The sequence below is a fragment of the Faecalibacterium sp. An77 genome (genome assembly GCF_002161315.1).
Classification (GTDB): Bacteria; Bacillota; Clostridia; order Oscillospirales; family Ruminococcaceae; genus Faecalibacterium.
The window spans coordinates 1-25,470 of the sequence record NZ_NFHK01000018.1 but is presented as its reverse complement, the minus strand read 5'-3'; the positions used below and the strand labels follow the sequence as shown (position 1 = coordinate 25,470).

Annotated in this window: 19 protein-coding genes and 1 tRNA gene; all 20 read left to right on the top strand. The window is 64.3% G+C overall.

Annotation, left to right across the window (positions count from 1 at the left end; all coding sequences use genetic code 11):
* Positions 1–25 precede the first annotated feature (25 nt).
* The 20 genes from purF (at position 26) to B5G28_RS07665 (ending at position 25,368) form a co-directional block, all read left to right on the top strand.
* Positions 26–1,498, top strand: coding sequence for an amidophosphoribosyltransferase (purF, locus tag B5G28_RS07760; protein WP_087247549.1), 1,473 nt, complete (start codon positions 26–28; stop codon positions 1,496–1,498).
* 3 nt (positions 1,499–1,501) lie between these two features.
* Entirely contained in the window at positions 1,502–2,548 is a 1,047-nt protein-coding gene (purM, locus tag B5G28_RS07755) for a phosphoribosylformylglycinamidine cyclo-ligase (protein ID WP_087247547.1), read from the top strand.
* Positions 2,542–3,138: a phosphoribosylglycinamide formyltransferase gene (gene purN, locus B5G28_RS07750; protein ID WP_087247545.1), complete on the top strand. Its 597-nt coding sequence runs from the start codon at positions 2,542–2,544 to the stop codon at positions 3,136–3,138. Before purM ends, purN begins: the two co-directional genes overlap by 7 nt.
* 19 nt (positions 3,139–3,157) lie before the next feature.
* Complete coding sequence (locus B5G28_RS07745) at positions 3,158–3,928, top strand: IMP cyclohydrolase (RefSeq protein ID WP_087247543.1); 771 nt, start codon at positions 3,158–3,160, stop codon at positions 3,926–3,928.
* 46 nt (positions 3,929–3,974) lie between these two features.
* Positions 3,975–5,156, top strand: a complete 1,182-nt coding sequence (locus B5G28_RS07740) for a phosphoribosylaminoimidazolecarboxamide formyltransferase (protein ID WP_087247541.1) — start codon at positions 3,975–3,977, stop codon at positions 5,154–5,156.
* A gap of 24 nt (positions 5,157–5,180) precedes the next feature.
* Positions 5,181–6,476, top strand: a complete 1,296-nt coding sequence (purD, locus tag B5G28_RS07735) for a phosphoribosylamine--glycine ligase (protein WP_087247539.1) — start codon at positions 5,181–5,183, stop codon at positions 6,474–6,476.
* A gap of 126 nt (positions 6,477–6,602) precedes the next feature.
* Entirely contained in the window at positions 6,603–10,295 is a 3,693-nt protein-coding gene (locus B5G28_RS07730; RefSeq protein ID WP_087247536.1) for a phosphoribosylformylglycinamidine synthase, read from the top strand.
* Between the two features lie 56 nt (positions 10,296–10,351).
* Positions 10,352–11,797 carry an adenylosuccinate lyase gene (gene purB, locus B5G28_RS07725; RefSeq protein ID WP_087247534.1) on the top strand — a complete coding sequence of 482 codons (1,446 nt, stop codon included), beginning with the start codon at positions 10,352–10,354 and terminating at the stop codon, positions 11,795–11,797.
* Between the two features lie 750 nt (positions 11,798–12,547).
* Positions 12,548–14,044 carry a GLUG motif-containing protein gene (locus B5G28_RS07720; RefSeq protein WP_087247532.1) on the top strand — a complete coding sequence of 499 codons (1,497 nt, stop codon included), beginning with the start codon at positions 12,548–12,550 and terminating at the stop codon, positions 14,042–14,044.
* A gap of 186 nt (positions 14,045–14,230) precedes the next feature.
* Positions 14,231–14,935, top strand: a complete 705-nt coding sequence (locus B5G28_RS07715; RefSeq protein WP_087247530.1) for a pseudouridine synthase — start codon at positions 14,231–14,233, stop codon at positions 14,933–14,935.
* 262 nt (positions 14,936–15,197) lie between these two features.
* Complete coding sequence (locus B5G28_RS07710) at positions 15,198–16,283, top strand: helix-turn-helix domain-containing protein (RefSeq protein ID WP_087247528.1); 1,086 nt, start codon at positions 15,198–15,200, stop codon at positions 16,281–16,283.
* A 250-nt stretch (positions 16,284–16,533) separates the two neighbouring features.
* Positions 16,534–17,223 carry a cell division ATP-binding protein FtsE gene (ftsE, locus tag B5G28_RS07705; protein ID WP_087247526.1) on the top strand — a complete coding sequence of 230 codons (690 nt, stop codon included), beginning with the start codon at positions 16,534–16,536 and terminating at the stop codon, positions 17,221–17,223.
* On the top strand, positions 17,220–18,125 hold the full coding sequence (locus B5G28_RS07700) for a permease-like cell division protein FtsX (RefSeq protein WP_242967516.1): 906 nt from the start codon (positions 17,220–17,222) through the stop codon (positions 18,123–18,125). The genes ftsE and B5G28_RS07700 overlap by 4 nt, the downstream gene beginning before the upstream one ends.
* Before the next feature lie 44 nt (positions 18,126–18,169).
* Entirely contained in the window at positions 18,170–19,435 is a 1,266-nt protein-coding gene (locus B5G28_RS07695; RefSeq protein WP_242967514.1) for a M23 family metallopeptidase, read from the top strand.
* A 155-nt stretch (positions 19,436–19,590) separates the two neighbouring features.
* A complete protein-coding gene (locus B5G28_RS07690; RefSeq protein WP_087247522.1) occupies positions 19,591–20,976 on the top strand; it encodes a S41 family peptidase in 1,386 nt (461 codons plus the stop codon).
* Positions 20,977–21,052: 76 nt separating this feature from the next.
* Complete coding sequence (gene rsmA / locus B5G28_RS07685; RefSeq protein WP_087247520.1) at positions 21,053–21,916, top strand: 16S rRNA (adenine(1518)-N(6)/adenine(1519)-N(6))-dimethyltransferase RsmA; 864 nt, start codon at positions 21,053–21,055, stop codon at positions 21,914–21,916.
* A gap of 54 nt (positions 21,917–21,970) precedes the next feature.
* Positions 21,971–22,045 (top strand) — tRNA-Thr (locus B5G28_RS07680).
* A 72-nt stretch (positions 22,046–22,117) separates the two neighbouring features.
* Complete coding sequence (locus tag B5G28_RS07675) at positions 22,118–23,221, top strand: Gfo/Idh/MocA family oxidoreductase (protein ID WP_087247518.1); 1,104 nt, start codon at positions 22,118–22,120, stop codon at positions 23,219–23,221.
* Between the two features lie 18 nt (positions 23,222–23,239).
* The gene (locus tag B5G28_RS07670; RefSeq protein WP_087247516.1) at positions 23,240–24,388 is read left to right on the top strand and encodes a Gfo/Idh/MocA family oxidoreductase; all 1,149 of its coding nucleotides are present in this window, start codon (positions 23,240–23,242) and stop codon (positions 24,386–24,388) included.
* A 491-nt stretch (positions 24,389–24,879) separates the two neighbouring features.
* Entirely contained in the window at positions 24,880–25,368 is a 489-nt protein-coding gene (locus B5G28_RS07665) for an RNA polymerase sigma factor (RefSeq protein ID WP_087247514.1), read from the top strand.
* The last annotated feature ends 102 nt before the right edge of the window (positions 25,369–25,470 follow it).

Here is a 25,470-nt window from a genome sequence, read left to right as displayed (position 1 = left end):
ATTACGGAACAGCAAAGGAGCCAGAATGTCTGATTTTGCATACCCCCTCCACGAGGAGTGCGGTGTTTTTGGTATTTACGATAAGGCCGGCACCGAGGACGTGTCGGTGGCGGTGTACTCCGCCCTGTATGCTCTGCAGCACCGCGGCCAGGAGAGCTGCGGCATGGCCGTCAACGAGGACGGCGTCATCACCGGCCACCGGGACCTGGGCCTGGTGAACGAAGTGTTCACCCCCCAGGTGATGGCCTCCCTCCACAAGCCCGAAGCCCACATGGCCACCGGCCATGTCCGCTACGCCACCGCCGGCAGCCGTGTGCGGGCCAACGCCCAGCCCATGATTGTCCGCCATGGCCGCGGCACCATGGCCCTGTGCCACAACGGCAACCTGACCAATGCGGTCCAGCTGCGCAACGCCCTGGAGAACGACGGCGCCATCTTCCATGGTTCCTCCGACACCGAGGTCATCTGCTACCTGCTCACCCGCAACCGCCTCAAGCACCAGAGCATCGAGCAGGCCGTGGCCGCCACCATGGACCAGCTGGACGGCGCCTACAGCCTGGTGATCATGTCGGCCACCAAGCTGATCGCCGTCCGTGACCCCCGGGGCTACCGGCCCCTGTGCATCGGCACCCTGCCGGGGGGCGGCTACGTCTTTGCCAGCGAGAGCTGCGCCCTGGACGCCGTGGGCGCGGCCTACCTGCGGGACATCGAGCCGGGCGAGATCGTGGTGGCAGGCCCCGACGGCCTGCGCAGCAACCGGGAACACTGCGGCAAACAGCCCCGCCAGATGTGCGTCTTTGAGTATATTTACTTTGCCCGGCCCGACAGCGTCATCGAGGGCTGCTCGGTCCACGAGGCCCGGATGCAGGCCGGCCGGTTCCTGGCCCAGGAACACCCGGTGGAGGCCGACGTGGTCATCGGCGTGCCCGACTCGGGCCTGGACGCCGCCCTGGGCTACGCCGAGGCCAGCGGCATCCCCTACGGCATCGGCTTCATCAAGAACAAGTACATCGGCCGTACCTTCATCCAGGGCAACCAGAAACAGCGGGAGAACAGCGTCCGCATCAAGCTGAACGTCATTGCCAGCACCGTCCGGGACAAGCGGGTGGTCCTGATCGACGACTCTATCGTCCGCGGCACCACCTCCGCCCGCATCATCAAGCTGCTGCGGGACGCCGGCGCCAGGGAAGTGCACTTCCGGGTTTCGGCCCCGCCCTTCAAGTACCCCTGCTACTTCGGCACCGATATCCCCGACCAGAAGATGCTGGTGGCCACCGGCCGCAGCGTCGACCAGATCAATGAGATCATCGGCGCCGACACCCTGGGGTACCTGTCCACCGAACACGTTGTCCAGCTGGCCAAAGGGGCCGGCTGCGGCTTCTGCACCGCCTGCTTCACCGGCGAATACGCCGTCAAGCCCGAGGTGGTGCTCTCGACCGACATCCACGACCGTCCCCTGCGCCAGCGGCCCAAGGGGGAGAAAAAGTTAGGAGAGTAAATCATGGAAAAGAGCTATTCGGAAAGCTATAAGGCAGCCGGCGTTGACATCACCGCGGGCTATCGCTCGGTCGAGCTGATGAAGCAGTACGTCAGCCGCACCATGAATGAACACTGCATCGGCGGTCTGGGCGGCTTCGGCGGCCTGTTCGAGCTGGACTGCACCGGCATCCAGCACCCGGTGCTGATCTCGGGCACCGACGGCGTGGGCACCAAGCTGCGCATCGCCATGCTGATGGACAAGCACGACACGGTGGGCATTGACTGCGTGGCCATGTGCGTCAACGACGTCATCTGCGCCGGCGCCAAGCCCCTGGTGTTCCTGGATTACATCGCCTGCGGCAAGAACGTCCCCGAGAAGATCGCCGACCTGGTCAAGGGCGTGGCCGAGGGCTGCGTCCAGGCAGGCGCTGCCCTGGTGGGCGGCGAGACCGCCGAAATGCCCGGCTTCTACCCCGAGGACGAGTACGACCTGGCCGGCTTCACGGTGGGCGTGGTGGACAAGAGCAAGATCCTGGACAACAACACCATGGTCCCGGGGGATGTGATTCTGGCTCTGCCCTCCTCGGGCGTCCACTCCAACGGCTTCTCCCTGGTGCGCAAGGTCTTTGACCTGGAGAACCACCCCGAAGTCCTGAAGGAGACCCCCGCCGAGCTGGAGGGCCGCACCCTGGGCGAGGCCCTGCTGGCCCCCACCAAGATTTACGTCAAGCCGGTTCTGGCCGTTCTGGAGCAGGTGGCCGTCCGCGGCATCTCCCACATCACCGGCGGCGGCTTCTACGAGAATATCCCCCGCAGCCTGAAGAAGGGCTGCTGCGCCAAGATCAAGAAATCCGACGTGCGCACCCCCGGCCTGTTCGCCCTGCTGCAGAAGGCCGGCAACATTCCCGAGCGTGATATGTTCAACACCTTCAACATGGGCGTGGGCATGATCCTCACCGTTCCCGCCGATCAGGCAGACAAGGCCCTGGAGATCCTCCACGCCAACGGCGAGCCGGAGGCCTACCGCCTGGGCGTCATCGCAGAGGGCGAGGGGGTTGAACTGTGGTAAAGATCGCGGTTCTGGTCTCGGGCGGCGGCACCAACCTGCAGGCGCTGCTGGACAGCGAGGCCCGGGGTGAAAACCCCAACGGCAAAATCACCCTGGTGGTGGCCTCCAAGCCCGGGGTCTACGCCCTGGAGCGGGCCGAAAAGGCCGGGGTGGAGCACTGTGTGGTCCGCCGCAAGGACTACGCCACCGCCGCCGATTTTGACGCGGCGCTGCTGGATGTGCTCAAGAGCCACGACATCGGCCTGGTGGTGCTGGCAGGGTTCCTGTCGGTGCTGGGCCCCAGCGTGGTCCAGGCTTATCCCCGCCGCATCCTCAACGTTCACCCGGCCCTGATCCCCTCGTTCTGCGGGCCGGGCATGTACGGCCTGCGGCCCCATGAGGCCGCCCTGGCCCGGGGCTGCAAGGTCACCGGCGCCACCGTCCACTTTGTCAACGAGGAGTGCGACGGCGGGCCCATCCTGCTGCAGAAGGCGGTGGACATCCTGCCCGGGGACACCCCCGAGGTGCTCCAGAAGCGTGTGATGGAGCAGGCCGAATGGAAGCTGCTGCCCCAGGCCGTGGCCATGGTCTGCAGCGGCGAGATCGTGTGATGACAGGAGGAATCTGCAAATGGAAAAGATCGACCTGAACGCCTACCTGGCGAACAACGAATATCCCGGCCGGGGCATTGCCGTGGCCATGGCCCCCGACGGACGCCAGATATTCATCGGCTACTTCATCATGGGCCGCAGCGCCAACAGCCGCAACCGCGTCTTTGATCCGCTGCCCGAGCGGGGCGGCATCTGCACCATGGCCGCCGACCCCGCCAAGCTGGAGGACCCCAGCCTCATCATCTATAACCCGGTGCTGACCCTGGGCTCCACCCATATCGTCACCAACGGCGACCAGACCGACACCATCTACGACGGCATGTGCCGCGGCCAGAGCTTTGCGGATGCTTTGCGCACCCGCACCTTTGAGCCGGACGGCCCCAACTGGACCCCCCGCATCTCGGCGGTGGTCTACGCCGACGGCAGCTACCAGATGAGCATTCTCAAGTCCGCCGACGGCAACGGGGACAGCGTCCAGCGCTATTTCTTTGATTATCCCCAGCCGGTGGCAGGGGAGGGCCACTTCATCAGCACCTACAAGTGCAACGGCAACCCCATCCCCAGCTTTGAGGGCGAGCCTTTGCGGTTTGCCTGCCCCCGCACGGTGGGCGACTTTGCCAAGGGCCTGTGGGAGAACCTGAACCCGGACAACAAGGTCAGCCTGTTCGCCCGGGTCATCGACCTGGAGAGCGGCGAGAGCGGCGATCTGATCTACAACAAGTACGAAGCCGTGGACAGCTCGATGGACGACCCCGAGGAGCCTGCCCTCCTGCCCGAGGAAATGGAATAACCCATCCTTTCAACCGGATGACTTATTTGAACGCGGAGGTATTGCAATGAACGAACTTGCTCTGAAATACGGCTGCAACCCCAACCAGAAGCCCAGCCGCATCTATATGGAGAACGGCGGGGACCTGCCCGTCACCGTCCTGAACGGCCGCCCGGGCTACATCAACTTCCTGGACGCCCTCAACTCGATCCAGCTGGTGTTTGAGCTGAAAAAGGCTCTGGGGATGCCGGCGGCTGCCTCCTTCAAGCACGTCTCCCCGGCGGGCGCGGCCCTGGGCCTGCCCCTGACCGAGGTGGAGCGGAAGATGTACCACATTGACCCCGCCATGGAGCTGTCCCCCCTGGCCTGCGCCTACGCCCGGGCCCGCGGCGCCGACCGCATGTCCTCCTTCGGCGACTGGATCGCCCTGAGCGACGTCTGCGACGTGCCCACCGCCAAGCTGATTCAGCACGAGGTGTCGGACGGCATCATCGCCCCAGGCTATGAGCCCGAGGCCCTGGCCATCCTGGCCAGCAAGAAGAAGGGCAACTACAACGTGGTGGCCATTGATCCGGCCTACCGCCCCGCCCCCATCGAGCGCAAGCAGGTCTACGGCATCACCTTTGAGCAGGGCCGCAACGAGCTGGAGATCAACGCCGACACCATGCTGAACAACTTCGTCACCGAGAACAAAGAGGTGACCGAGGAGCAGAAGCGGGATCTGATCATCAGCCTCATCACCCTGAAGTACACCCAGTCCAACAGCGTCTGCTACGTCTCGGGCGGCCAGACCATCGGCGTGGGCGCCGGCCAGCAGAGCCGCATCCACTGCACCCGCCTGGCCGGCCAGAAGGCCGACAACTGGCAGCTGCGCCACATGGACAAGGTGCTGAACCTGCCTTTCCGGGACGACGTCTCCAAGCCCAACCGTGACAACGCCATCGACGTCTACATCGGCGACACCCCCGAGGACGTCATCGGCGATGACGTGTGGGCCGAGACCTTCACCCGCCAGCCCGAGCCCCTGACCGCCGAGGAAAAGAAAGAGTACCTCAGCCACGTCACCGGCGTCTGCCTGGGCTCGGACGCCTTCTTCCCCTTCGGCGACAACATCGAGCGGGCCCGCCGCAGCGGCGTCACCGCCATTGTCCAGCCCGGCGGCTCCATCCGCGACCAGCAGGTCATCGATACCTGCAACAAGTACGGCATCGCCATGGCCTTCTGCGGCCTGCGGCTGTTCCATCACTGAGCCGGAAAGGGGAGGGATACTGCGATGAAAATTCTGGTAGTGGGCGGCGGCGGCCGCGAACATGCCATCATCCGCGCCCTGAAAAAGAGCCCGGACTGCGGTGAGATCTGGTGCGCCCCCGGCAACGGCGGCATCGGCTATGACGCCAAATGCAAGGACATCAAGGCCACCGACGTGGAGGCCATGGTGGCCTTCGCCCAGGAGGAAAAGTTCGACTACGTGGTGGTGGCTCAGGACGACCCCCTGGCCCTGGGCATGGTGGATGCCCTGGCCGCGGTGGGCATCCCCGCCTTTGGCCCCGACAAGGCTGCCGCACGGATCGAGGCCTCCAAGGTCTTTTCCAAGAACCTGATGAAGAAATACGGCATCCCCACCGCCGCCTATGAGACCTTCGACGACCCCGCCAAGGCCATGGAGTATATCCGGGCCCAAAACCGCTGGCCGGTGGTCATCAAGGCCGACGGCCTGGCCCTGGGCAAGGGCGTGCTGATCTGCGAGGATGAGCCCGCCGCCGAGGCCGGCATCCAGGAGATCATGCTGGGCAAGAAGTTCGGCGCATCGGGCAGCCGGGTGGTGGTGGAGGAGTTCCTCACCGGCCCGGAGGTCAGCGTCCTCAGCTTCACCGACAGCAAGGTGGTCAAGCCCATGGTGTCCTCCATGGACCACAAGCGGGCCTGCGACAACGACACCGGCCTGAACACCGGCGGCATGGGCACCATCGCCCCCAACCCCTACTACACCCCGGCGGTGGCCCAGCGGTGCATGGAGGAGATCTTCCTGCCCACCATCCGGGCCATGGAGGCCGAGGGCTGCCCCTTCAAGGGATGCCTGTACTTCGGCCTGATGCTGACCCCCGACGGCCCCAAGGTCATCGAGTACAACTGCCGCTTCGGCGACCCCGAAGCCCAGGTGGTGCTGCCCCTGCTGGACAGCGACCTGCTGACCGTCATGAACGCCTGCACCAACGGCACCCTGGCCGACACCGAGGTGAAGTTCCGGGACGGCGCGGCGGCCTGCGTCATTCTGGCGTCGGGCGGCTACCCCGTCAGCTATGAGAAGGGCAAGGAGATCACCGGCCTGACCGAAGGCCAGCTGCCCGGCGCAGAGGACGTCACCGTCTACCACGCCGGCACCGCCGTCAAGGACGGCAAGCTGGTCACCTCCGGCGGCCGCGTGCTGGGCGTCACCGCCACCGGCGGGGACCTGCCCGCCGCCCTGGCCAAGGCCTATCAGGCTGCCGACCAGATTCACTTTGACAAGCTCCACCGCCGCAGCGACATCGGCCGGCGGGCCCTCCAGGCCCTGGAGGCCCGGAAGTAACCCCGGCGGCAGGGAAGACAAGAAGCAAAAAAGGACCCCTTGCGGGCCGCCCGGTATGGAAATCGGGCTGCCCCGTCGGGGGCCGGACGGATAAAAAGCTGTATCCAGTACAGAGGAGATGAGCCTATGGTTTACAGAATTTATGTGGAAAAAAAGCCGGGCTTCGACGGCGAGGTCCGTCAGCTCCAGAATGAGCTGACCACCCTGCTGGGCATCCGCAGCCTGACCGGCCTGCGGCTGCTCAACCGCTACGACGTCGAGGATATTTCGGAGGAGCTGTTCCGCCAGTGCGCCAACACCGTGTTCAGCGAGCCCCCGGTGGACAATACCTATGATACCCTGCCCGCCCACGAGGGCGCAGCCTTTGCGGTGGAGTACCTGCCCGGCCAGTTTGACCAGCGGGCCGATTCGGCCGCTGAGTGCATCCAGCTCATCAGCCAGGGCGAGCGCCCGCTGGTGCGGTCGGCCCGGGTCTACCTGCTGGAAGGCAGCCTGACCGAGGCCGAGCTGGCCGAGATTAAGAAGTACGTCATCAACCCGGTGGAGGCCCGGGAGGCCTCTCTGGATGTGCGGGAAACCCTCAAGATGACCTACGCCGTGCCCCAGGCCGTGGCCACCCTCACCGGCTTTGGTGAGCTGGACGAGGCCGGCCTCAAGGCCTTCATCGCCGAAAAGGGCCTGGCCATGGACTATGGCGACATCAAGTTCTGCCAGGAGTATTTCCGCAGCGAGCACCGTGACCCCACCATCACCGAGATCAAGATGATCGACACCTATTGGTCGGATCACTGCCGCCACACCACCTTCGGCACCATCCTGGACGACGTCCAGATCGACGACGAAGTGGTCCAGGCCGCCTTTGACCGCTACATGGCCCTGCGCCAGGAGACCGGCCGGGACAAAAAGCCCCGCTGCCTGATGGATATGGCCACCATCGGCGCCAAGGCCCTGAAGCAGCGCGGCATCCTGAAGAACCTGGACGAGAGCGAAGAGATCAACGCCTGCACCGTCAAGATCAAGTGCGACGTGGACGGCGAGGAGCAGGACTGGCTGTTCCTGTTCAAGAACGAGACCCATAACCACCCCACCGAGATCGAGCCCTTCGGCGGCGCAGCCACCTGCATCGGCGGCGCCATCCGTGACCCCCTGTCCGGCCGCAGCTATGTCTATCAGGCCATGCGCGTCACCGGCGCAGGGGACCCCCTGGTTCCGGTCAGCGAGACCCTGCCCGGCAAGCTGCCCCAGCGCAAGCTGGTGACCACCGCAGCCGCCGGCTATTCCTCCTACGGCAACCAGATCGGCCTGGCCACCGGCCAGGTGGATGAGATCTACCATCCCGGCTATGTGGCCAAGCGGATGGAGATCGGCGCGGTGGTGGGCGCCACCCCCGCCAGCCATGTCCGCCGCGAGTGCCCCGCCCCCGGCGACAAGATCGTCCTGCTGGGCGGCCGCACCGGCCGCGACGGCATCGGCGGCGCCACCGGTTCCTCCAAGGCCCACAACCATGAGAGCCTGGAGAGCTGCGGCGCAGAGGTCCAGAAGGGCAACGCCCCCATCGAGCGCAAGCTCCAGCGTCTGTTCCGCCGTGAGGACGCCTGCCGGATGATCAAGCGCTGCAACGACTTCGGCGCCGGCGGCGTGTCGGTGGCCATCGGCGAGCTGGCCGACGGCCTGTTCATCGACCTGAACAAGGTCACCAAGAAGTATGAGGGCCTGGACGGCACCGAGCTGGCCATCAGCGAGAGCCAGGAGCGGATGGCCGTGGCCCTGGCCCCCGAGGATGTGGACAAGTTCATCGCCCTGGCCTCGGAGGAGAACCTGGAGGCCACCGTGGTGGCCACCGTCACCGAGGAAAAGCGCCTCAAGATGGTTTGGAACGGCGTGTCCATCGTGGACATCAGCCGCGAGTTCCTGAACTCCAACGGCGCCGAAAAGCACCAGAAGGTCCATGTGGAGCGGGGCACCGTCTGGCAGCCCCAGTGGGCCGGCGAGACCTTCGGCGAGAAGATGAAGTCCATGGTGGGCGACCTGAACGTCTGCAGCAAGAAGGGCCTCAGCGAGCGGTTTGACTCCACCATCGGCGCCGCCACCGTCCTGATGCCCTTCGGCGGCACGTACCAGCTGACCCCCCAGATGGCCATGGTGGCCAAGCTGCCGGTGGATGGCGAGACCACCACCTGCTCGGGCATGGCCTGGGGCTATAACCCCTACCTCATGAGCGCCGACCAGTACAAGGGCGCCATGCTGTCGGTGGTGGACAGCGTCACCAAGCTGGTGGCCGCCGGCTTCCGGTATGAGGACGCCTACCTGACCTTCCAGGAGTACTTTGAGCGCCTGGGCGACAAGCCCGAGCGCTGGGGCAAGCCGCTGGCCGCCCTGCTGGGCGCTCTGGACGCCCAGATCGGCCTGGGCATCGGCGCCATCGGCGGCAAGGACAGCATGTCCGGCTCCTTCGAGGACCTGGATGTGCCTCCCACGCTGGTGTCCTTCGCCACCGCCATCGGCAAGACCAACCATGTGGTCTCCACCGAGTTCAAGAAGAGCCACAGCTCGGTGGTGCTGCTGCGCCCCTTCTACAAGGAGGACGGCATCACCCCCAACTTTGAATCCCTCAAGTCCAACTACTTCATCGTCGCCCAGATGATGGAGAAGGGCATTGTCCTGTCCGCCTCCGCCGTGGGCTACGGCGGCATCGCCGAGGCCCTGTTCAAGATGGGCCTGGGCAACCATGTGGGCTTTGAGATGATCGCCGACATGTCCATGGAGGAGCTGTTCGAGCCCGCCTATGGTTCTCTGGTGCTGGAGATTGCCACCGGCGCCCCCGCCGGCAAGCTGCTGGGCGTCACCGTCCACGACTACACCTTCACCGCCTGCGGCGAGACCCTGGATATGGCCGCCCTGCAGGAGGTCTGGGAGTCCAAGCTGGAGCCCGTCTACCCCTACCGGAAGGCCGGCCCCGCCGTGGAGCCCATCTCGGGCAGGATTACCCCGCCCGCCGCACCCAAGATCGGCGTGGCCAAGCCCAAGGTCATCATCCCGGTGTTCCCCGGCACCAACTGCGAGTATGACACCGCCAAGGCCTTCCGTGCCGCCGGCGCAGACCCCGAGATCCTGGTCATCCGCAACCTGACCCCCGCCGACGTCACCGCCAGCTGCGAGGCCCTGGTCAAGGCCATCGACGCCTCCCAGATCGTCATGCTGCCCGGCGGCTTCTCGGGCGGCGACGAGCCGGACGGCAGCGCCAAGTTCATCGCCTCCTTCTTCCGGTCTCCGGCCGTCACCGAGGCGGTCCGCCGCCTGCTGTTCCAGCGGGACGGCCTGATGCTGGGCATCTGCAACGGCTTCCAGGCCCTCATCAAGCTGGGTCTGGTGCCCTACGGCGATATCCGGCCCATCACGGCGGAGGACCCCACCCTGACCTTCAACACCATCGGCCGCCACCAGAGCATGCTGGTGCGCACCCGCATCGCCTCCACCGGCAGCCCCTGGCTGAGCCGGTGCCAGCTGGGCGAGGAGTTCCTGGTGCCCATCAGCCACGGCGAGGGCCGCTTTGTGGCGCCCCAGGCGGTTCTGGATCAGCTGGTGGCCAACGGCCAGGTGGCCACCCAGTACATCGGCCTGGACGGCCAGCCCACCATGGACCAGCGCTACAACCCCAACGGCTCGCTGCTGGCCATCGAGGGCATCACCAGCCCCGACGGCCGTATCCTGGGCAAGATGGGTCATTCGGAGCGCCGCGGCGACCGTCTGTGTGAGAACGTCACCGGCGACAAGTTCCAGCCCATCTTTGAGGGCGGCGTGGATTACTTCCGCCTGTAAGGTTCGACGTTGCAGGGCCCGGCCCCAGCCGGCCGGGCCAGATAGGAGAGAAACCAATGTCTCAGCATGACCGCTATATCAGTCCTTTTTCCACCCGCTATGCCTCGGACGAGATGCAGTATATCTTCTCGGACGACAATAAGTTCCGCACCTGGCGCCGCCTGTGGGTGGCCCTGGCCCGGGCCGAGATGAACCAGGGCCTGGACAACATCACCCCCGCCATGATCGCCGAGCTGGAGTCCCACCTGGACGACATCAACTACGATGTGGCCTCCGCCCGGGAGAAGCTGGTCCGCCACGACGTCATGAGCCACGTCTACGCCTATGGCCAGCAGTGCCCCCAGGCCGCCGGCATCATCCATCTGGGCGCCACCAGCTGCTATGTGGGCGACAACACCGATATCATCGTGATGCGCCAGGGCCTGGAACTGGTGCGCACCAAGCTGGTGGGCGTGCTGGCCAAGCTGGCCCGCTTCGCCAGGGAATACAAGGATATGCCCTGCCTGGCCTACACCCACGGCCAGCCCGCCCAGCCCACCACCGTGGGCAAGCGCGCCACCCTGTGGGCCAATGAGCTGGTGATGGACCTGGGCGAGATCGAGCATCGCCTGGAGACCCTGCAGCTGCGGGGCGTCAAGGGCACCACCGGCACCCAGGCCAGCTTCATGGAGCTGTTCAAGGGCGACGCCGACAAGATCCGCGCCGTGGACGCCGAGATCGCCAAAGAGATGGGCTTTGATCCCAGCGCCGTCATCCCGGTGTCGGGCCAGACCTACAGCCGCAAGGTGGACGCCTTCATCCTCAACGCCCTGGCCGGCATCGGCCAGAGCTGCATGAAGTTTGCCACCGACCTGCGCCTGCTGGCCAACTTCAAGGAGATGGAGGAGCCCTTCGAGAAGAACCAGATCGGTTCCTCGGCCATGCCCTATAAGCGCAACCCCATGCGCTGCGAGCGCATCTGCGCCCTGTCCCGCTACCTGATGGCGGATGTGCTGAACCCCAGCTTCACCGCCGGCACCCAGTGGTTTGAGCGGACCCTGGACGACAGCGCCAACAAGCGCGTGGCCATGGCGGAAGGCTTCCTGGCCACCGACGCCATCCTGAACATCATGCTGAACGTCACCGACGGCCTGGTGGTCTACCCCAAGGTGGTCCGCAGCCGTCTGATGGCCGAGCTGCCCTTCATGGCCAGCGAGAACATCATGATGCAGGCGGTGGAGAAGGGCGGCAACCGTCAGGAGCTCCACGAGCGCCTGCGCCAGCACGCCATCGCCGCCGGCAAGCAGGTCAAGGAAGAGGGCCTGCCCAACGACATGGTGGAGCGGATTGCGGGAGATCCGGCCTTTGGCCTGACCCGCGAGGAGATCGAGGCCGGCTTCATCCCCGAGAACTTTGTGGGCCGCGCCCCCCAGCAGGTGGAGGAGTTCCTGGCCAATGTGCTGCAGCCCATCTTTGCCCGGTACCCCGAGGCCCTGGACCAGAACGCCGACCTGAGCGTCTGATCCCGCCCGCCTGAAACGGTATAAATAAAAAAACACCCTCTGCCCCGGATTGGGGCGGGGGGTGTTTGAGCGTGTCGAAAAACGACACGCTTTAGGGGGAACCCATTTCTGCACGCATGCGCGTGACAGAAATTCCTTGGTTGCGGTTCCCTGCTTTTGCGGCGGGCGTCGCGGCGCCCTTGCAAAAAACAGACCGCTGTCCTCTTGCGCTTGGCCAATTTTCCCGGCGGGCCGCAGGTGCGCCCTTGCGAAAATTGGAGCGCTGCCCCGGGTTGCCGTTACCCAAATTTTCTGCGCCGGACGCAGTCCGCTTGAAAATTTGGACGGCGGCCCCTGCTCCGCCTCGGCTGTTTCTGCCGCAGGCAGCGCCTCGGCTGCGCAGCCAAACACAGCTCCCTGTTTCGTCCACAGGACGCGGTCGCTGTGTTTGCCCCTGGGGACAAAATTTGCCGCAGAACCGCGCACTCGGCCTCGCGGCCTCGCACACTCTCTGCGGCAAATTTCCCTGTAGGTGTCCCAGCCGTACGCACATGTCGTCCGGCTGGGACTTTTTTGGTTTCAGCAGTTTTTGCACGGCCCGGCTGTCCGTTCAAAAAAGTATACCTTTTTGAACACCCCAAAGGGGCCGGTTTATTGCTTTAAATGAATTGATGCCCGGCGTTTTTTCTGGTATAATTTTACATGACAGATGTCCGAACACCCTTGCCTGGAAAAGTACACCTTTTCGGATGCCAACCAAAGGAGGAACCCATGACCTGTATGAAAAAGCTGACGGCGCTACTGGTGTCGGCGGCGCTGGCGCTGAGCCTCCTGGCGGGCTGCGGCGGCAGCAAAGCCCTGTCCCAGGTGATCGCCGACCTGCTCAGCGGTATGTACAACAATGTCACGGTGGAGGTGGACCCCGACCTCACCGCCGCCCTCAAAAAGGCCGCCGCGGCCGGCTCCACCCAGGAGGAGGTATTGGCGGCCCTGGTGGAGGAGCTGAACCTCTCGGGCGTCCGGCTGACCCTGCGCCAGCTGGAGGAGGGCCGGCAGGGGGACCACGGGGTGGAGCTGGTGTTCCAGCCCGGTACTGACCCCGACGCCGCAGCCCGCAGCGCCGTCAACGGCTGGGCCAGCGCCTTTGGCGCCCTGCCCGATGACGGCAGCTACACCGCCCGGGTGGCCATGATCGAGGCCGAGGGCGGCTATTACATCGCGGTGGACGTGGAGGTGCTCAAGGCGGGCACCCCCGACAAGGACGACCCCGAGCCCAAGCCGGACTACACCTATGATGAGGCCTCCAACACCTACACCGTCTACACCGCCGCAGGCCTGCAGAAGTGGGCCGAGGCGGCAAAGGCAGACCCCTCCACCAGCTGCACCCTGGGCAGTAATATCACCATCACGGGCGAATGGACCCCCATCGGCACCAGACAATCCCCCTACACTGGCGCCTTTGACGGCCAGGGGCACACCATCTTTGGGCTGAGCGTCAGCAGCAGCGATGATTACGCCGGCCTGTTCGGCTATATCGGCGAGAAGGGCAAGGTGCAAAACCTGACCCTGGACAGCCCCATCGTCAGCAGCACCAATGCCGACGGCTACGTCGGCGCGGTGGCGGGCGAAAACTTCGGTGCCGTCGAGAACTGCCATGTCACCGGCAGCGTCACCGCCACCGGTAAAACCTCCTACGCCGGCGGCGTGGTGGGCGTCAACTACAGCACCGTCACCGCCTGCTATGCCACCGGCAAGGTGGAGAGTGACAACATCGCCGGCGGCGTGGTGGGCTGGAACGACGGAGGCACCGTCACCGCCTGCTATGCCACCGGCGATGTGACCGCCACATCCGGCACCGCCGGCGGCGTGGTGGGCGTCAACTACAGCACCGTCACCGCCTGCTATGCCGCCGGCGATGTGACCGGCGACACCTACGCCGGCGGCGTGGTGGGCGGCAACACCGGCACCGTCACCGCCTGCTATGCCACCGGCACGGTGACCTCCACATCCGGCACCGCCGGCGGCGTGGTGGGCCTCAACTATAGCACTGTCACTGCCTGCTACTGGAGCTGCACCGGCCCGACACATGGTATAGGAGACTCTGAAAGCGATATCAATGCCACCAAGGTGGACGGCAGCACCGTTACCTGGAAGACCGCCTTTGATGGCAATGAAAGCTTGGCTGGTCTGAGCCAGGCCGCCGGCGGCTGGTATACTTCTCCTGTAAATGAAAAAACCCCGCCCAAACTGAATTGGGAGACCCCGTAACCCTCACCCCCGCCCTCCCGACTCGGGAAGGCGGGGGTTTTGGCTGGCGGCGGGGTTTTGGCCCGAAAGAAAAATGTATTCATTCCCAAACGCCCCAAAATATGATACAATAAGAGGCACAATACACCCCGCCGCACCGCCGGCGGGTCCGGGCCTGCCGCCCGGGAGAGGAGGGGAACAGATCCCATGCGTTTGGATAAGTACATTGCCGAGGCCGCCCAGTGCACCCGCAGCGAGAGCCGGGAGATGATTCGCGCCGGACGGGTCAGCGTCAACGGGGCCGTCTGCAAGCGGCCCGACCAGCAGGTCAGCGAGGTGGACGAGATCGGCCTGGACGGCCAGAGCCGCACCCATCAGGACTTTGTCTACATCATGCTGAACAAGCCCGAGGGGGTGGTCAGCGCCTCCAGCGACCGGCGGGACACCACCGTGGTGGACCTGGTGCGCAGCGCCTACCCCCGGCGGGAGCTGTTCCCCGCCGGCCGCCTGGATAAAACCAGCACAGGCTTTGTCCTGCTCACCGACGACGGGGCCTTTGCCCACGACATCCTGGCCCCCAAGCGCCATGTGCCCAAGACCTACCGGGTCACCCTGGACACCCCCCTTACCCGGGAGATGGCCGAGGGCTTTGCCGCCGGGGTCACCCTGGCCGACGGGCTGGAACTGTCCCCGGCCCAGGTGACGCCCCTGTCGGCGGACGGCCTGACGGTGCGGGTGGTGCTGCGCCAGGGGGTGTACCACCAGATCAAGCGGATGTTCGGGGTCTATGGGGCCGGCGTGAACGCCCTTCACCGCGAGGCCATCGGCAGCGTCTGGCTGGATGACGTTCTGGCCCCCGGCCAGTGGCGGGAGCTGACCGCCGCCGAAGTGGCGGAAATTGCCGTCCGGTGAGGGCCGGCTTTCACCAGACTTTCAAACAAGCATCACATTTTCAAGATAAAATAGAGGTCAGAATCACGCTTTCAAGGGGTTTTTGGCCCGAAAAATGCCCTGGGAGATAATTTCACCAAGAGAAACCAATCTTTTTTGGTGAAATATGTTGCAAAAGTAAATTCTTTTGTGTAAAATATAGATTGTAGTGCGGCGAAATTGTGGAAATATGCCAATCGGAGCTTCCCGGGCCCGCACAATCGAGGAAAAGGGGTATGCGTTTATGGCCAACAGAGTATTTCAGAGCGTGATCTACCAGATGAAGGACGCGATCGACCGTGTGGTCGGTGTGGTGGATGAGACCGGTGCCGTGATCGCCTGCTCTGAGCTGAATTTGATCGGCGAGGTGCAGGAGGACTTTGTGGCCGAGCGTGTGTCCGGTAAGGACTGCTTTGCCCGGGGCGGTTACAGCTATCAGCAGTTCTCCAGCGCCAAGCACAATGACTATGCGGTCTTTGTGGAGGGCGCCGATGAAGTGGCGGCTCAGTTTGCGGCGGTGCTTGCCATCAGCCTGCAGAGCATCAAGCAGTATCACGACGAAAAGTTCGACAAAGCCAATTTCATCAAGAATGTGGTCCTGGACAACATCCTGCCCGGCGATATCTACGCCAAGGCGCGGGAGCTTCACTTTGCCACCGATGTGTCCCGGGTGGTGTTCATCGTGCGCGTGGTGTCGGGCGGCGACATCTCGGCCTACGACGTGGTGAGCAGCCTGTTCCCGGATAAGCAGAAGGACTTCGTCTTTAACATCAGCGAGACCGACACCGTCCTGGTCAAGGAGATCCGCAAAGGCATCGACCGCTCCGACATGGAGAAGCTGGCCGCCAGCATTGTGGACACCCTGTCGGGTGAGCACTACATCAAGGCGGTGGTGGGCATCGGCACCCCCATCTCCAACGTCAAGGATCTGGCCACCAGCTTCAAGGAGGCCCAGATCGCCATGGAGGTCAGCAAGGTCTTTGATACCGAGAAGCAGATCATCCGCTACGACAACCTGGGCATTGCCCGCCTGATTTATCAGCTGCCCACCACCGTGTGTGAGATGTTCCTGAAGGAAGTCTTCAAGCAGGGCAGCATCGAGAGCCTGGACCAGGAGACCCTGTTCACCATCCAGCGCTTCTTTGAGAACAACCTGAACGTGTCCGAGACCAGCCGCGGCCTGTTTGTCCACCGCAACACCCTGGTCTACCGCCTGGAAAAAATCAAAAAGCTGACCGGCCTGGACCTGCGGGAATTTGACGACGCCATCGTCTTTAAGGTGGCGCTGATGGTCAAGAAGTACCTGTCCAACAACCCGGCCAAATATTAAGGCGCCCGGCGGCGCCCGTGGGGGCGGGACCTCATGCCCTGAGTGCGGGGCAGGGGGTTTCCGCCTTTTGCGGCCTGGCCCCTGCCCGGCCCACAGGTCGGCGGGGACCCAGCTCAACCAAAGACGTATCCCGGCGCCCGGCGCGCCGGTGCGGACCGGCCGGCGGCCACCGTGGGGCCGGTCTTGTTTTTGACTGCCTCAGGGCAAAAAATCTGAAAAACGGAGACGTATACCCATGCCAGATATACCAATGGTGAATTTTGAACACGTATCCATGGAATACAAAAAGGGCGGCCGCCTGGCGCTGGAGGACATCAACTTCCGCGCCGACCCGGGTGAGTTCGTCTTTCTGCTGGGTCACTCGGGCGCGGGCAAATCCACCCTGCTCAAGCTGATTCTGCGGGAGATTGTCCCCACCGAGGGCAAGGTGTATGTGAACGGCAACGACATCGCCGCCCTGCGCCGCCACAAGATCCCCTACATACGCCGTCAGATGGGGATTATCTTCCAGGACTTCCGCCTCATTCCCAGCATGACGGTCTATGAGAATGTGGCCTTCGCCATGCACGTCACCAACATCGCCAAAAAGGAGATCGACGAGCGGGTGCCCTATATGCTGGAGCTGGTGCACCTGGAGGACAAGGCCAACTGCTACCCCGACTACCTGTCGGGCGGCGAGCAGCAGCGCGTGGCGGTGGCCCGGGCCCTGGTTCATGCGCCCAAGCTGGTCATCGCGGACGAGCCCACCGGCAACATCGACCCCGAGCTGAGCCTCGAGATGATGGAGCTGCTGGAGCAGGTGAGCAAAACCGGCATCACCGTCCTGGTGGTCACCCATGAGCACGAGCTGGTCCACCGGTTCCATCAGCGTGTTGTTACATTGAATCATGGCAGGATCGTCTCGGATGTGCCTGCTGCGCGTGAGGAGGCAGTCCTGTGAAACTTTCAACTTTTGGATTTCTGACCGGGCGCGGCCTGCGCAACCTGGGGACCCACTGGGCCATGACCATCGCCTGTGTGGCGTCCCTGGCGGTCTGTATGAGCCTGAACACCATGGCCAGCCTGGTGGAGGTCAATGTGGACAGCATGATCGGCTACCTGGGCCGCCAGAACGAGACGGTGGTCTTCCTGGACCCCGCCTGCGACGACGCCACCGCCGCGGCGGTGGGGGAGCAGATTTCCGCCATCAGCGGCGTGACCAACGTCAGCTATATGTCCAAACAGGACGTCCTCAACACCTACGAGAGCTACATGGAGGAATATGCAGCCCTCTGGGACGAGTTTGAAAACGACAACCCCTTCAAGGCCAACTACCGCGTGACGGTGGCGGACCTGAGCCAGCTGAACCAGATCAGCAGCCAGATGGAGACGATACCCGGCGTGGTGAAAGTCACCGCCCCGGTGGAGATGGGCAGCATCTTTGTCCAGATCCAGGAGGGCGTCACCCGGATGGGCCGGGCCTTCGTGCTGGTGCTGATGGTGGTCAGCGTCATCACGGTGGGCAGCACCATCCGCCTGAGCGTCTTTGCCCGCCGCCGTGAGATCGAGATTATGAAGTACGTGGGCGCCACCAACTGGCTGGTGACCCTGCCCTTTTTGATGGAGGGCCTGGCCATCGGCCTGATTGCCGGCGTGCTGTCGGCCAGCAGCGTGCTGGGTCTGTACTACTACCTCATCAGCGCCGCCAGCGGCCTGAGCGGCGTGTGGGAGATCCTGCTGGGCACCTCGCTGGTGCCGGTGGACGATGTCTGGTCCACCGTGCTCACCAGCAGCGTGGCCGGCGGCGCCGTGGTGGGCGGCCTGGGCAGCCTGTTCTCGATCCGCAAGCACCTGAACGTCTGATGACCGGGTGCGACAACGTGTTGACAACAAAAGGAGGGACATTGGTGAAGACGGCGAAGCATGGAAAGAGAATCCGGCTGAAGGAGCGGCTGCTGCGGACGGTCAGTCTGCTGACGGCGGCCTTCTGCCTGATGACGGCCCTCAGCGCCGTGCCGCAGGCATCCTCGGCCACCAGCGTGTCCGACCTGCAGAAACAGCTGGAACAGATCCAGTCCAGCATGGCCCAGCACCGTCAGGAGCTGGCCGACGCCAAAAAGCGGGAGAGCGCCGCTGCCGCTCTGGAGGAGGAGCTGCGCCAGCAGGTCACCGTGATCCAGAGCCAGATTTCGGTGCTGAAGGGTGAGATCGCCCAGGTCCAGAACGCCATCGGCCAGAAGGAACAGGAGATCATCGCCAAACAGGCCGAGATCGACCAGAAGGAAATCGACATTGACAACCAGTGGGCCGACTTCAAGACCTTTATGGGTGCCATGCAGGAGCTGCGGGAAGGCGGCAGCGTGGCCATGCTGTCGGCGGTCACCGACCTGTATCAGCTGCTGACCTTCAGCGAGATGATGCAGGATATCTCGGTCAAGGAGACCCAGATGCTGGACGACCTGGAGGCCGCCAAGCTGGATCTGGAGAACGACTATAAGCAGCTGGAGACCGAAAAGGCCGCCCTGGAAACCCAAAAGGCCAACCTGGACGCCAAAAACTACCAGATGCAGGCCAAGCAGAGCGAGCTGAACGCCAGCATCTCCCAGGCCCAGCTGACCCAGGACGAGGCCGCGGCCGCCCAGAAGGAGGCCCAGGAGGCCATCGAGTCGGATGAAATGGACTATGAGGCTGTGCAGCAGCAGATTCAGTCCATCATTTCGTCGGCGGCCGCCAGCCAGAGCCAGCTGAGTTTCACCGGGTTCATCTGCCCCCTCAAGACCTACAGCCGCATTTCCAGTGAGTACGGCTACCGCACCAACCCCGTCACCGGTGTGTACAAGCTCCACGGCGGCATCGACTTTGCCGCCCCGGGCGGTACGCCCATCTATGCGGCCGCCGGCGGCTATGTGTCGGTGGCAGGCTGGAGCACCGGCGGCTACGGCAACTACGTGGTCATCTACCACGGCACCATGAGCGACGGCAAGGCCTATTCCACCCTGTACGGCCATATGAGCCGGATTGCCGCCAAGCAGGGAACCTACGTCAGCCAGGGCGAAGTCATTGGCTATGTGGGCTCCACCGGCAACTCCACCGGCAACCACCTCCACCTGGAGGTCTGGCAGGGCAAGACCAACGCCGGACGGGTGAACCCCCGCAGTTATATTCCCATTTAAGTTGATCCCAAAACGCAGAGAGGCGGTATGAAAGTATGAAAACCGATAAACACAAGCGCTTTCAGCGCGTCGCGTGCATCATCCTGGCAGGGCTGCTGGCACTGTCGCTGCTGGGCAGCACCGTTGCGATGCTGCTGGGCTGATAGGAGGCGCCGATGAATAAGAAAATCTCGGTGGGGATGATGCTGACCATCGTCATCCTGGCCATGACCGTGACCTTCTCGGTCACCATGCTGCTGGCCATGCGGCTGTTTGACAGCACCGTCAGCAACGTGAAGGAAAAAGAGAACATGTACAGCAAGATTGCTGAGCTGGACCGCTACGTCCGCAGCAATGACTACTACACCATCGACGAGACCCTGCTGTATGACACCATCGCGGCGGGCTACCTGGTGGGCACCGGCGACCGTTACGCCCGGTACTACACCGCCGAGGCCTACACCGAGCTGCTGGACATCCAGAACGGCGTCCTGATGGGCATTGGTGTGGAGCTGGCCCAGGACCAGACCGGCTACGCCAAGGTCCTGAAGGTCTACGACGGTTCCCCGGCCCAGGAGGCCGGCATCACCGCCGGCAACTACATCATCTCCATTGACGGCGAGGATGTAAAGACCTTCAGCAGCGCCGACGCCATCCAGGCCCGGCTCCGGGGCGAGGCGGGCACCACGGTGCATATCGCCTGGCTGGACTCCACCTCCACCGAACAGGCGGTGGACCTGACCCGTTCGGGCTATATCGCCACCACCGTGGACTATCAGATGACGGCGGGCAACGTGGGCTATATCAAGATCCGCCAGTTTGACGCCACCACCCTCAGCGAGCTGGATTACGCCATCCGCAGCCTGCGCAGCGCCGGCGCGGCCAGCCTGATCTTTGACCTGCGGGACAATGCCGGCGGCCTGCTGGACGCCGCCCTCAACTGCATCGACCTGGTCTGCCCCGAGGGGGTCATGGCCTGGGCCGAGGCCAAGGACGGCACCCGTGAGGCCCTGGGCAGCAGCAGCGGGGACAGCGTGGTGGAGCTGCCCATGGTCTGCCTGGTGAACGGCAACACCGCCAGCGCGGCGGAACTGTTCGCCAGCTGCCTGCGGGATATGAGCGGCGCCCGCCTGGTGGGCACCACCACCTACGGCAAGGGCACCATCCAGAGCAGCCCCCAGCGCCTGAGCGACGGCAGCGCCGTGGTGGTCACAGTGGCCAAGCTGGTGGCCTCCAACGGCGAGAGCTTTGACGGCACCGGCCTGACGGTGGACGTGGAGCGGGCTCTGAACAGCGATGAACAGGGCGCCTTCTACGACTTCACCCTGGACACCGATCCCCAGGTCCAGCGCGCGGTCAGCACCGCCCAGACCATGACCGGCAGCGCCACCGTCAGCGGCATGATCGCTGCCAGCGAGGCCGCCTCCAGTGAGGCCGTCCCCGAGGACGCAGCGGTTGAGACTCCCGCGGAGGACGCCGGCGCCGATTCGGCCGCCTCCACCGAGGCCGCATCCAGTGAGGCTGCTTCCAGCGAAGCTGCCTCCGGCGATGAAGCCGCCTGAGAAGAATTTGTTTTTGCAAAAGACCCCCGGCCCGCGCCGGAGGTCTTTTGTGGGTTTGAGAGAGAGGAGACCCCCTATGGAGCTGACCGACCTTGCCACCATCCGCGCCCTGTGTGAGAAATACGACTTCGCCCTGTCCAAGGGCTTTGGGCAGAACTTCATCGTCAACCCGGGGGTCCCGCCCAAGATTGTGGACGCCGCCGGCATCGACCGCAGCTGCGGCGTCATCGAGATCGGCCCCGGCATCGGCGTTTTGACCAAGGAGATGGCCCGCCGCGCCGGCAAGGTGGTGGCGGTGGAGGTGGACAAGCGGCTGCCCCCGGTGCTGGAGGAAACCCTGGCCGGCTTTGACAACGTGAAGGTGGTCCTGCAGGACGTTCTCAAGACCGACCTGAAGGCCCTGGCCGCCCAGGAATTCCCCGGGATGAAGGTGGTGGTCTGCGCCAACCTGCCCTACTATATCACCAGCCCCATCATCATGAAGCTGCTGGAGGACAAGCTCCCCATCGACAACATCACCGTCATGGTCCAGAAGGAGGCCGCCGAGCGGCTGGCGGCCCTGCCCGGCACCCGGGAGAGCGGCGCGGTCAGCTGCGCCGTCCGGTATTTTGCCCAGCCCCGGATGATGTTCAGCGTCCAGGCCGGCAGCTTCTATCCCGCCCCCAAGGTCACCAGTGCGGTGGTGCGGATGGATATCCGCCCCACCCCCGCCGTGTCGGTGCCGGATGAAAAAGCCTATTTCGCCCTGGTGCGGGCGGCCTTTGGCCAGCGCCGCAAGACCGCCGCCAACTCCATCGCCGCCGGCCTGGGAATTCCCCGGCCCCAGGTGACCGCGGCCCTGGAAGCCGCCGGCCTGGACCCCCGGGTCCGCCCCGAACAGCTGACGCTGGAGGACTTTGCGGCGGTGGACGCCGCCCTCCGTGCCGGGGCCGGGAAATAAGTTTGCCTTGCCAAAGCGCCGGCAAAGTGGTATACTATCTGCGTATTCACTTCTGCTGGTGTGGCGCAATGGCAGCGCAACTGATTTGTAATCAGTGGGTTGCAGGTTCAACTCCTGTCACCAGCTCCAAGAGGAGGCCTCACAACGAGCACGTTGTGGGGCCTTTTCGCGTTTTAGAGAACAAGCAGGAGGTAGCGCACCATGCAGAAAATCCGGTATGCCGTCATCGGCTCGGGCTGGCGGTCCCTGTTTTACGGGCGGATCGCCCAGGCCCTGCCCCAGCAGTTTGAGCTCACCGCCCTTTATTGCCGCACCGAGGAAAAGGCGGCCCGTCTCCGGCAGGAATACGGCCTGCCCGCCACCTCCCGGGAGGCGGACGTGGTCGACAGCCGCCCCGACTTTGTGGTGTCGGCGGTGAGCAAGCAGAATATGGCCCCGGTGGTCCGCCAGTGGCTGGACCGTGGGTTCGGGGTGCTGTCCGAGACCCCCGCCGCCCTCACCCGGGAGGAGCTGGACACCCTGTGGCGGATGCAGCAGGCGGGGGCCAGGGTCCAGGTGGCGGAACAGTATCGCTTCTACCCCTACTATACCGCGGTGCTGCGGCTGGTGGACAGCGGCCTGCTGGGGGAACCGGTGTCGGCGTACCTGTCGGCCATGCACGACTACCACGCCGCCGGCATGCTGCGGGGCCTGCTGGGCCTGGGCCGGGAGGAGTTCCGCGTCACCGGCAATACCTTCCTGGTGCCGGTCACCGACACCCGCACCCGCACCGAGGTCCTCACCGAGGGCCGGGTGGTGATGAAGGAACAGCGCCAGGCCCTGTTTGAGTATGAGAGTGGCCGTACCGGGTCCTATGACTTTATGTCCGACCAGTACCGCAGCCCCATCCGGCCCCGGACCCTCCGCCTGCGGGGCACCCGGGGCGAGCTGGACGGCCGGGAGGTCTGCTGGCTCAACCAGGCCAACCTGCCCGAATGGGACACCCTGGACATCCGCCAGGACCCCGGCGGGGAGGTGCTGGGCATCACCTTCCGGGGCCGGGAACTGTATGCGCCGCCCTTCGGCCGGTGCGGCCTGCCGGAGGACGAAACCGCCATCGCCCGGATGCTGGTGGGGATGAAGCGGTACATGGAGACAGGGGAGGAGATTTACCCCCTGGCCGACGCGCTGGAGGACGCCTATACGGCTTTGCTGATGACGTCCCCGGCGGTGACCCCCGGGACGGGACTGGAACAGGAAACCACAGGGCAGGGGATGTCCGGCGGCTGGTATCAGCGCCAGAGCGGCCCCCGGATCTGGAAGTAAAAGGGAGGCGTTTGCACCATGAGAGAACAAGAAATCCTTCGCGCCGCCGTCATCGGCATGGGAAATATGGGCAGTCAGTATGCGGGCCTGCTGCTGGCGGGGAAGGTGCCGGGGATGGCCCTGGCGGCGGTCACCCGGGTAAAGTCCGAGATGCTGGCGGCCCGGGGCCTGACTTTGCCGGAGGATCTGCCGGTGTACCCCACGGCGGACGCCCTGTTTGGGGCGGTGGACGCCGGACAGCTGGCGCTGGATGCGGTCATCATCGCCACCCCTCACCGGCTCCATCAGGAGCAGGCGGAGGCCGCCATGCAGCGGGGGCTGTGCGTGCTGAGCGATAAGCCCGCCGGCATCCGCAGCAGCCAGGCCCGCCAGATGGAACAGGCCCGCCCCGAAGGGCTGGTGTGCGGGTATATCTTCCAGCAGCGGACCTTCCCGTCCTACCGTATGATTCATCAGCTGGTGCACAGCGGCCAGCTGGGCAAGGTGAAGCGGGTGAGCTGGACGGTGACCGACTGGTACCGGTCCAACGCCTACTATGCCGGCAGCGGCTGGCGGGGCAGCTGGGAGAAGGACGGCGGCGGCACCCTGCTGAACCAGTGCCCCCACAATCTGGATATGCTTCAGTGGATTTGCGGCATGCCGGCCCGGACCCGGGCCTTCTGCCACAACGGCAAATACCATCCCATCCCGGTGGAGGACGAGGTCACCGCCTATCTGGAATGGCCCGGCGGCGCCACCGGCGTGTTCACTGCCTCCACCGGCGAGGCACCGGGGGTCAACCGGCTGGAAATCGCCCTGGACGACGGCCTCATCGTCTGCGAGCCCGACGGGGTCAAGATTGCCCGCCTGGACCGCCCCGAGCTGGAGTACCGCAACGCCCCCGGTACCGGCTTTGAGAAGCCCTCCGCCCACTGGGAGACCCATCCCATGGAGAAGGACCCCGACGCCTATGCGGATGTGCTGCGGAACTTTGCAGACTGCGTCCGCACCGGCCGCAGCGGGGACTTGCTGGCCCCCTGGGAGGAGGGCCGCAAGAGCCTGACCCTCTCCAATGCCATCTACCTGTCCTCCTGGACGGGGGAGACGGTGGAGATTCCGGCCCCCGACACCCCCGCCGAACAGGCCTTCGAGGAGGCCTTTGAGGCGGGCTGGCGGTCCCAGTTCTGACACTTTTGCATCGGCACAGCCAGACCCGGCCCCCGGGCCTGGCTTTTTTGCAGGCAGGGGCTGGCTGGGCTGGCAGTTCTTTTCAGGGAGCGGGGGCCTTTTGTTTTGGGCCGGGCCATGGTATAATAGCTGCAAAAGATAGCTGCAAAAGCAGCTATTTGACCCAGAAGTACGCGCAGCGCGCGGATTGGTTTTTGTCCGCTTTGGCGGACACGGTATAATAACTGCGAAAGCAGCTATTTGACCCAGAGGTGCGCGCGTTGCGCGGACTGGCTTTGGTATAATGTCCAAAGGATATGGATGCAAAATCGGCGCAAAGCGCCTGCTCTGTACCACAGGAGATGGTACAATAGAGCCGGATTCAAGCGAACAGCCTGCCCGGACCCGCCCGGGCGGTCACCATAAAAAACACCGGCGGTTGGATGCAATATTTGCCAGGGGCAAAACGTATCTCAGGTGAAAGGGCCTGCAAAGCCGGTAAAGGAGCGACTATGTGGCGTATCAGTCAGGAAGAATTGTTCCGCCTTGCGGTGGAGAAATACAGTGACACGGTGTACCGTGCAGCAGTGCATCACTGCAGCAGTACCGCCGATGCAGAGGACGTGGTTCAGGATGTGTTTGAGAAGCTGTTGAGGTACCGCGGCGGCTTTTCCAGCGAAGAACACCTGAAAGCATGGCTTCTGCGGGTAACCATCAACCGCTGCCATGATCTGACCCGCGCGGCCAGCCAGAAGGATGTCCCTCTGGATGAGACCATGCCGGCGCCGGCGGCTGCCGACGGCAGCGTGCTGGACGCAGTGCGCGCCCTGCCCGAACATTACCGAAATGCCGTTTATCTGCACTACTACGAGGGGTATACGGCGGCGGAGATCGGGCGGCTGGTGGGCGCACCCACCAATACGGTGCTCAGCTGGCTGCACCGGGCGCGGGCCCTTCTACATACCATGCTGGAGGAGGAAATCGAGGATGAAATGGTTTGAATATCAAATGGAGGTGGACGAGCTGAAGGCCCCCGATGAGCTGAAAGCCCGGCTGCTGGCCATGCAGACCCAACCCCAGCGCCCCAGTACCCCCCCTGAACC

What these genes read in the sequence shown, in the direction of transcription:
- B5G28_RS07690 (WP_087247522.1), top strand. Translation starts at nt 19,591, where the DNA reads ATGAATAAGAAAATCTCGGTGGGGATGATGCTGACCATCGTCATCCTG.
- B5G28_RS07710 (WP_087247528.1), top strand. Translation starts at nt 15,198, where the DNA reads ATGGCCAACAGAGTATTTCAGAGCGTGATCTACCAGATGAAGGACGCG.
- rsmA (WP_087247520.1), top strand. Translation starts at nt 21,053, where the DNA reads ATGGAGCTGACCGACCTTGCCACCATCCGCGCCCTGTGTGAGAAATAC.
- B5G28_RS07670 (WP_087247516.1), top strand. Translation starts at nt 23,240, where the DNA reads ATGAGAGAACAAGAAATCCTTCGCGCCGCCGTCATCGGCATGGGAAAT.
- B5G28_RS07720 (WP_087247532.1), top strand. Translation starts at nt 12,548, where the DNA reads ATGACCTGTATGAAAAAGCTGACGGCGCTACTGGTGTCGGCGGCGCTG.
- B5G28_RS07745 (WP_087247543.1), top strand. Translation starts at nt 3,158, where the DNA reads ATGGAAAAGATCGACCTGAACGCCTACCTGGCGAACAACGAATATCCC.
- B5G28_RS07665 (WP_087247514.1), top strand. Translation starts at nt 24,880, where the DNA reads ATGTGGCGTATCAGTCAGGAAGAATTGTTCCGCCTTGCGGTGGAGAAA.
- purD (WP_087247539.1), top strand. Translation starts at nt 5,181, where the DNA reads ATGAAAATTCTGGTAGTGGGCGGCGGCGGCCGCGAACATGCCATCATC.
- purF (WP_087247549.1), top strand. Translation starts at nt 26, where the DNA reads ATGTCTGATTTTGCATACCCCCTCCACGAGGAGTGCGGTGTTTTTGGT.
- purM (WP_087247547.1), top strand. Translation starts at nt 1,502, where the DNA reads ATGGAAAAGAGCTATTCGGAAAGCTATAAGGCAGCCGGCGTTGACATC.
- B5G28_RS07740 (WP_087247541.1), top strand. Translation starts at nt 3,975, where the DNA reads ATGAACGAACTTGCTCTGAAATACGGCTGCAACCCCAACCAGAAGCCC.
- ftsE (WP_087247526.1), top strand. Translation starts at nt 16,534, where the DNA reads ATGGTGAATTTTGAACACGTATCCATGGAATACAAAAAGGGCGGCCGC.
- B5G28_RS07675 (WP_087247518.1), top strand. Translation starts at nt 22,118, where the DNA reads ATGCAGAAAATCCGGTATGCCGTCATCGGCTCGGGCTGGCGGTCCCTG.
- purB (WP_087247534.1), top strand. Translation starts at nt 10,352, where the DNA reads ATGTCTCAGCATGACCGCTATATCAGTCCTTTTTCCACCCGCTATGCC.
- B5G28_RS07715 (WP_087247530.1), top strand. Translation starts at nt 14,231, where the DNA reads ATGCGTTTGGATAAGTACATTGCCGAGGCCGCCCAGTGCACCCGCAGC.
- B5G28_RS07730 (WP_087247536.1), top strand. Translation starts at nt 6,603, where the DNA reads ATGGTTTACAGAATTTATGTGGAAAAAAAGCCGGGCTTCGACGGCGAG.